8 protein-coding genes are annotated in these 6,702 nt (G+C 64.1%); 3 read left to right on the top strand and 5 right to left on the bottom strand.

Features of this window, described 5'->3' with window-relative positions:
* Positions 1 to 491: ferritin family protein (locus tag EN984_RS17335; protein ID WP_281057312.1), on the bottom strand; the 491-nt coding region annotated here is incomplete at its 3' end.
* A gap of 176 nt (positions 492 to 667) precedes the next feature.
* On the opposite strand from EN984_RS17335, the gene EN984_RS17330 reads away from it, so the two are divergent.
* The 3 genes from EN984_RS17330 (at position 668) to EN984_RS17320 (ending at position 2,975) form a co-directional block, all read left to right on the top strand.
* The gene (locus tag EN984_RS17330) at positions 668 to 991 is read left to right on the top strand and encodes a hypothetical protein (RefSeq protein ID WP_023813492.1); all 324 of its coding nucleotides are present in this window, start codon (positions 668 to 670) and stop codon (positions 989 to 991) included.
* Positions 992 to 1,300: 309 nt separating this feature from the next.
* Entirely contained in the window at positions 1,301 to 2,278 is a 978-nt protein-coding gene (locus EN984_RS17325; RefSeq protein WP_127269749.1) for a threonine/serine dehydratase, read from the top strand.
* A 97-nt stretch (positions 2,279 to 2,375) separates the two neighbouring features.
* A complete protein-coding gene (locus EN984_RS17320) occupies positions 2,376 to 2,975 on the top strand; it encodes a DNA-3-methyladenine glycosylase (RefSeq protein ID WP_127268432.1) in 600 nt (199 codons plus the stop codon).
* Positions 2,976 to 3,058: 83 nt separating this feature from the next.
* Here EN984_RS17320 and EN984_RS17315 read toward each other — a convergent pair whose 3' ends face one another.
* From EN984_RS17315 to EN984_RS17300, 4 genes are all read right to left on the bottom strand, one after another.
* The gene (locus EN984_RS17315; RefSeq protein ID WP_127268431.1) at positions 3,059 to 4,195 is read right to left on the bottom strand and encodes an ABC transporter permease; all 1,137 of its coding nucleotides are present in this window, start codon (positions 4,193 to 4,195) and stop codon (positions 3,059 to 3,061) included.
* Positions 4,192 to 5,112: an ABC transporter ATP-binding protein gene (locus EN984_RS17310; RefSeq protein ID WP_127383849.1), complete on the bottom strand. Its 921-nt coding sequence runs from the start codon at positions 5,110 to 5,112 to the stop codon at positions 4,192 to 4,194. Before EN984_RS17310 ends, EN984_RS17315 begins: the two co-directional genes overlap by 4 nt.
* Positions 5,109 to 6,062 carry an HlyD family efflux transporter periplasmic adaptor subunit gene (locus EN984_RS17305; protein ID WP_127268429.1) on the bottom strand — a complete coding sequence of 318 codons (954 nt, stop codon included), beginning with the start codon at positions 6,060 to 6,062 and terminating at the stop codon, positions 5,109 to 5,111. Before EN984_RS17305 ends, EN984_RS17310 begins: the two co-directional genes overlap by 4 nt.
* Positions 6,063 to 6,075: 13 nt before the next feature.
* On the bottom strand, positions 6,076 to 6,702 hold a 627-nt coding region (locus EN984_RS17300), incomplete at its 5' end, for a DUF1956 domain-containing protein (RefSeq protein WP_127383848.1).

Raw genomic sequence — 6,702 nt, 5'->3', positions numbered from 1 at the left:
GCGCCCGGCACATGTTTCTGTTCCAGCCGCTGCGCCAGGGTCTCATGGCCCAGTTCGGCCACCGCCAGATCGTCGAGCAGTTTTCGCGTCGAAGCATCTGCCGTGCGCTTGGCCGCCTCGACATAGAAAAGGTAGGCTTGCCGCTCCATCGCCTCGGCATGGCTGCGCACGTGCTCGATGCCGAGCGGCCGGACCAGCCAGTCGGGCTTGCGCTCGTAATAACCCTTCACATGTTCGCGCCGGATCAGCGGTATGCGCTCGCCGAACCGCTTGCGGAAAAGCTCGATCAACGCATCGCGATGGCCATCCTCTTCCTCGGCCATCTCCTCGAACACTTTTGCCGATTGCGGGAAGTTTTCCGTCAGCCCGTCGGCATAGGCCCGGTAAATGCGACCGTCATCCTCCTCGGAGGAAATGGCCAGCGCCAGGATCTCCTGTTCGGAGAGCGATTCGAAGGGGCGGCGGCCGAAGCCGAAAACACGGGAAAGCATGAGGAATTCACCCTAGTTTAGAATAGTTCTAAACTAGGGTTTTGAACACCTTCGGTCAATTGCGCGCTTGGGTCGCGGTCAAGAATTGTTGAAGCCCCACGCCCGCGGTGACTCTTCATTATCAGTGAATGTTCACCTATATTGCTGGACTCAAGCCAAGAACAAGGAACCGGCAGATGACGGCAAAACAGCCTCCGCACCCCTATGATCCCAAGCCCGTTCTCGATCTCATCGCCAGCATCGAGGCCGACCTGCAGCGCCTGAAGGGCCTGGTCGAGCAGCAGGTCGAGAAATTCGACCCCGCCAACCCGCACAACAAGGCGCCGGACGGCAAACTGACGGAGGAGGGCGTCGAGTGCTGCTACCGCATGTTCGACGAGGGCAAGTCGCGCTACTCGGTCGCCCAGCAGATGAAGATATCCTTTGCCGCCGCCAGCCACCGTTTCAACAACTGGCGCAAGCTGGGTGGGGGCAAGAGGCAGAGGACTTTGCTTGGCTAGATTGGGTGGCCAATTTGGCCGATCTCGGCGCTGCCCCCTCATTGCCCTGCCGGGCATTTCTCCCCGTAAACAGGGAGAAAGAAGCTGGCGGGAAGCGCCGCACCCCCTTGCAACGCTGAAGATTGGCGAAACCAAAGGCGACAGCGTCCTTCTCCCCGTTTACGGGGAGAAGATGGCGGCAGCCAGATGAGGGGCGGCGCAAACGCCGATCATGACTCGCTAAACTTTGTAACGGTCACATTTTTCCCATGGTGCGCCACCTCCCTTTGCGGGCATCATGAAGGGCAACATCTTCCCACAGGACCCACCATGACCACCCTTCCCGGCATCGCCGACATCCACGCCGCCGCCGCGCGTCTCTCCGGCTTGATCATCGAAACCCCCTTGATCGAATCGCAGGAGCTGAACAGACGCTTCGGGGGCCGCATCCTGTTCAAGCCGGAGACGCTGCAGCGTACCGGCTCGTTCAAGTTCCGCGGCGCCTACAACAAGCTGTCGTCGCTCAGCGCGGAGGAGCGCAGCCGAGGCGTCGTCGCTTTCTCATCGGGCAATCATGCGCAGGGCGTCGCCGCCTCGGCCGCGATGTTCGGCGTCAAGGCGGTGATCGCCATGCCTTCAGACGCGCCGGCGATGAAAATTGCCAATGTGCGCAAGATGGGCGCGGAGGTGGTCCCGTTCGACCGCTTTCGCGACGACCGCATGACCGTGATCCGTCCTTACATGGAAAGAGGCATGGTGCTGGTGCCGCCTTTCGACGATCCGGCCATCATTGCCGGCCAGGGCACGATCGGCCTCGAATTGATGCGCCAGGCAAAAGCGCTTGGCGTCGACCTCGACGCGGTGATCGTCCCCTGCGGCGGCGGCGGCTTGTCGAGTGGCATCTCCGTTGCCGTCAAGGATGCCTCGCCGAACACGGCGGTCTGGGCGGTCGAGCCCGAGCATTTCGACGACACCCGCCGGTCGCTGGCCGCCGGTGCAAGGGTTTCGAACGAGCCCGGCCATAGTTCGATCTGCGACGCGCTGCTGACCGCCGAGCCTGGCGTGATCACCTTCGAGATCAACCGCAGGAATCTCACCGGTGGCATCGCCGTCTCGGACCAGGCGGCGGCGCAGGCGATGCGCGACGCCATGGCCTATCTCAAGCTGGTGGTCGAGCCCGGCGGCTGTGTGGCGCTGGCGGCACTGTCATCGGGCGAGATCGAGCTGTCCGGCAAATGCATTGCCGTGGTGCTGTCCGGCGGCAATGTCGATTTCGGCACTTATGCCGGGATCATGGCGGCTGCTTGAGACGGCGATGTCCAAGGGTATCTGATATGGAGTATCTGGCGACAGGCTCCGCCTTGGATCACTCCTCGCCCGCCGCCAAATCGTCGCCGCGCTGAGCATGGTCATCTACCGCCCGCTCACGCGTTCCGAGCTGCCCGACGATACGGCATCCCTTGCCCGCACCCTCGTTGGCAAACTCGTGGTGCGCGAGCTGCCTGAAGGCATCGCCAGCGGCCGCATCGTCGAGACCGAGGCCTATGTGACCGGTGACGCCGCCGGACACGGTTACCGGGGGATGACCCCGCGCAACCGTTCGCTGTTTCTCGAACCCGGGCACGCCTATGTCTATCTCGCCTACGGCATCTCCTACATGCTCAATGTCTCGAGCGAGATGCCGGGGGTCGGAACCGGCGTGCTGATCAGGGCGCTCGAGCCACTCGAGGGCATTGCGATCATGCGGCTCAACCGCGGCGTCGAGCGCCTGCGCGACCTGGCGCGAGGACCGGGAAGGCTGGCCCAGGCGTTGCGGATCGATCGTTCGCTCGACGGGCTCGATCTTTGCCGCAAAGGCCCGCTATGGCTGGCAACCGACGAGCATCAAGCCGGCGACATCGCCCAAGGCGTCCGGATCGGCATTACAAAGGATGCCGATCGCCCGCTGCGGTTTTACGTCAAGGGGAGCGCCTTCGTCAGCGGCCCGAAATCGCTCAACGGTTAGTGGCAGTTACAAACCATGGAGATTGGCGAAAGCATTTCTCCCTTCCGCAAAGGCTGGTGCCAAGACTGGAGGTCGTGCGGCATCTAATCCAGCGTCCGCCTGAACCGCACCAGTGCCACGCCGGCAAACAAGGCCACGAACACCACCAGCCAGCCGATCTCCGTTGACACCGCCGGCAGTTCCGCGCCCTTCAGCATCACCGCGCGGGTGATGCGCAGGAAATGCGTCAGCGGGAAGATCTCGCCGAGGATTTGCGCCCAGTCCGGCATGCCGCGATAAGGGAACATAAAACCCGACAGCATGATCGACGGCAGGAAGAAGAAGAAGGTCAGTTGCAGGGCCTGCATCTGCGTGCGGGCGATGGTGGAAATCGTATAGCCGAGCAGCACCAGCGCCAGCACGAAGATCAGCACGGCGGTCAGGAGCAGCGACATCGATCCGGTGAAGGGGATGGCGAACAGCAGCTTCGCCGCCGCCAGCACCACCACCACCTGCACGCCGCCGACCGCCAGGTAGGGCAGCACCTTGCCCATCATGATCTCGAGCGGGCTGGACGGCATCGCCAGCAGGTTTTCCATCGTGCCGCGCTCGGTCTCGCGCGTCAGCGCGATCGAGGTCATCATCACCATGGTCATCTGCAGGATGACGCCGAGCAGGCCGGGCACGATGTTGTATTGCGAGATGCCTTCGGGATTGTAGCGCCGGTGTACGACGACATCGAGCCGACCCTTGGCGGCCTCGGCGGCGGCTTCCTGCGTGCCTTGCGCCCTCAGCAGCGCCTGGCTGGCGACTGTGCCGAGCGTCGAAATGGCGCCGCTGGCCACCGCCGGGTCGGTGGCGTCCGCCTCGATGAGTATCTGCGGGTTGCTGCCGCTCTCCACCCTCCTGGCGAAATCGGCGGGGATGGTGACGACGAAGGCGACGTCGCCGCGCGATATCAGGAACTCGGCCTCGGCGGCACTTTGCGCGACATGGTCGAAACGATAGTAGCCGGTGGTCTGCAGCGCCGCGACAATGGCACGCGTGTAGGGATCGTTGCTCGTCGCCACGAGTGCTGCCGGCAGGCTTTTCGGGTCGTTGTTGATGGCGTAGCCGAAAAGCACCAACTGTATCAGCGGCACGCCGAGCATCATGGCGAAGGTGATGCGGTCGCGCCGCATCTGGATGAATTCCTTGATCAGCAGCGCGCCAAGCCGGGCGAAGGAAAAGACGCTGTTCATGCCATGTTGTCCTTCGAGCCGGACATGAACTGGATGAAGACGTCCTCGAGGCTGGTTTCGCCGGGCGAAACTTTCACGCCCTTGTGCTCTTTCTCGACGTCGGCGAGTGCGGCTTCGAGCTTCTTTCTGTCGGAGCCGACGACATGCAGCGTCGCGCCGAAAGGCGCCACCTGGTCGACGCCGGAGCGGCCCTGAAGCGCTTCGGCGACCTGATCGAGCCGCGGACCCTGCAGCACAAACGTGGTCAGCCCGGCATTTCTCACCACCTCGGCGACAGTGCCGGTGGCCAGCATCTTGCCGTAGGAGATATAGCTGATGCGGTGGCAGCGCTCGGCTTCGTCCATGTAGTGGGTGGAGACCAGCACGGTCAGCCCGCCGCTGGCCAGGCGATGGATCTCGTCCCAGAACTCGCGCCGCGCTTTCGGGTCGACACCGGCCGTAGGCTCGTCAAGCAGCAGCAATTTCGGCTTGTGCATGATGCAGGCGGCCAACGCCAGCCGCTGCTTCCAGCCGCCCGACAAGGTGCCGGCCAGCTGGTTGCGGCGCGACGTCAGGCCGAGGTCCTCCAACGTGCTCGCGACATGCTCTTCGACCGGCTTCAGCCGATAGAGCCGCGCCACGAATTCGAGATTCTCGCCGATCGTCAGATCCTCGTAGAACGAGAATTTCTGCGTCATGTAGCCGACTTCACGCTTGATGCGCAGGCTGTCGGTGCGGATGTTGAAGCCGAGCACCGTGCCTTCGCCTTCGTCCGGCGTCAGCAGGCCGCACATGATGCGGATGGTGGTGGTCTTGCCCGAACCGTTGGGGCCGAGAAAGCCGACGATCTCGCCCTCGGCGACCGACATCGTCACATGGTCGACGACGGTCTTGTCGCCAAAGCCCTTGACCAGGCCGTGGACATCGATGGCGTTCATCTTGCACTGTCCGCGAGATCAACATCGACGATCTGGCCCGGCTGCAGCGGGCCGGCATCGCCCTCCGGCCGCGCCTCGACCAGGTAGACCAGCTTCTGCCGGTTCTCGAGCGAATAGATCACCGGTGGCGTGAACTCAGGATCGGGCGACACGTAGCTGACGCGCGCCTTCACATCCGGGCCGCAGCCGTCGCAATGGACGCCGAGCAAGGTGCCGACCTTGACCGAGGAGAAGGCGCTCTCCGGGACGTAGACGCTGAGCTTGACCGCGCCGTCGGGCAGGATCGAGATCACAGGCGCGGTCGGACCTGATGTATCGCCCGGATTGCGGATGACATCGTTGACGCGGCCCGGCGAAGGGGCTGCCAGCACCCGTTTCGACAGCCGCCACTGAGCTTGCTCCAAGGTAGCCTGCGCCTGCTTGACCTGATTGTCGGCGGCCTTGATCGTCTCAGGGCGCGCAGGCAGGCCGCCGACGGCGAGATTGGCATTGGCCTGGCCGACCTGCGCATTGGCCGTTTCCAGCGTGGCCGACGCGGTGTCGAAATCGGCTTGCGTGCCGGCGCCGCGCTTGAACAGATCGGCGGCGCGGTCGTATTTGCGCTTGGCGTCGGCGGCCTGGGCGCTGGCCATGTCGACCTCGGCCTTCAGCACGGCGATCTCTTCCGGCCGCTTGCCGATCTGCAGGTCAGCCAACTGCGCCTGCGCCTGGGCAAGGCCGGCCTGCGCCTGCGCCACCGCGATCTTGGCATCGGCACTTTCCAGCGTCACCACGGTCGTGCCAGGCACCACACGGTCGCCGCGCTTCACCGTGACGGTCTCGACCTGCGCCACCTCGATCGGTGCCAGCAGCACATAGTCGCCTTCGACATAGCCGACGGCCAGCGGGGCAGCCGGGGCACAGGCCGAGAAGAGCTGCGCGGCGAGCGGCAGCGAACACAGAAAGCTCATGGTCTTTGCCCCTTCATGCTTTGCTCTTTTTGGAAGCCAATATGGCCTTGAGATTACCCGATGTGACCGTCACCACCTTGGCCGCCTCGGCGGCGCCGATGTCTTTCCAGCCCATGCGGCGCATCACCGCCTCGCGGCCGATGCGGAAATAGATGACCTGGCCAATCAGCGTGAACACGGTGAGCCTTGTGGCCTCGCTTTCGGCGGGCTCGCCGGTCGCCTGTTCCCAGAGCTGGCACAGCCGGCGATGCGTCGGCTCGAAGACGCCGTCATAGATGCGGTCGAGGGCTGCCGTCGGATGCGAAAGCTCACGCAACACGAACTGCACGATCTCGCCGGCCTGCGGGCTGGCCACGACAAAGCCGACCATCCGCTCCAGCGCCGCGAAGAGTAGCGCTTGCGCCGCCTCCGGATTGGCTGGTCCCGGCGCAGGCGCCTGTACATTGCCGAGCGCCTGACCGGCTACACCCTGGATGGTCTCGACGATAAAGTCGGCGGCAGCGGCGCGAAGACCCTCCTTGCCGCCGAAATGATAGGCGATCGAGCCTATATTGGCTCGCGCCTCGGCGGCGATCTCGCGCGTCGAGGTGCCATCGAAGCCCTGCCTTCCGAACAGCTTCAGCGCCGCCTGGACAAGGGC

It is taken from the genome of Mesorhizobium sp. M7A.F.Ca.CA.004.12.1.1, assembly GCF_003997835.1.
Taxonomy (GTDB): domain Bacteria; phylum Pseudomonadota; class Alphaproteobacteria; order Rhizobiales; family Rhizobiaceae; genus Mesorhizobium.
The sequence above is the reverse complement of the archived record's forward strand: the minus strand, read 5'-3'. Positions and strand labels throughout refer to the sequence as shown.

Coding starts and splice junctions, on each gene's coding strand:
- EN984_RS17320 (WP_127268432.1), top strand. CDS start 2,376: ATGGTCATCTACCGCCCGCTCACGCGTTCCGAGCTGCCCGACGATACG.
- EN984_RS17310 (WP_127383849.1), bottom strand. CDS start 5,112: ATGAACGCCATCGATGTCCACGGCCTGGTCAAGGGCTTTGGCGACAAG.
- EN984_RS17305 (WP_127268429.1), bottom strand. CDS start 6,062: ATGAGCTTTCTGTGTTCGCTGCCGCTCGCCGCGCAGCTCTTCTCGGCC.
- EN984_RS17325 (WP_127269749.1), top strand. CDS start 1,301: ATGACCACCCTTCCCGGCATCGCCGACATCCACGCCGCCGCCGCGCGT.
- EN984_RS17330 (WP_023813492.1), top strand. CDS start 668: ATGACGGCAAAACAGCCTCCGCACCCCTATGATCCCAAGCCCGTTCTC.
- EN984_RS17315 (WP_127268431.1), bottom strand. CDS start 4,195: ATGAACAGCGTCTTTTCCTTCGCCCGGCTTGGCGCGCTGCTGATCAAG.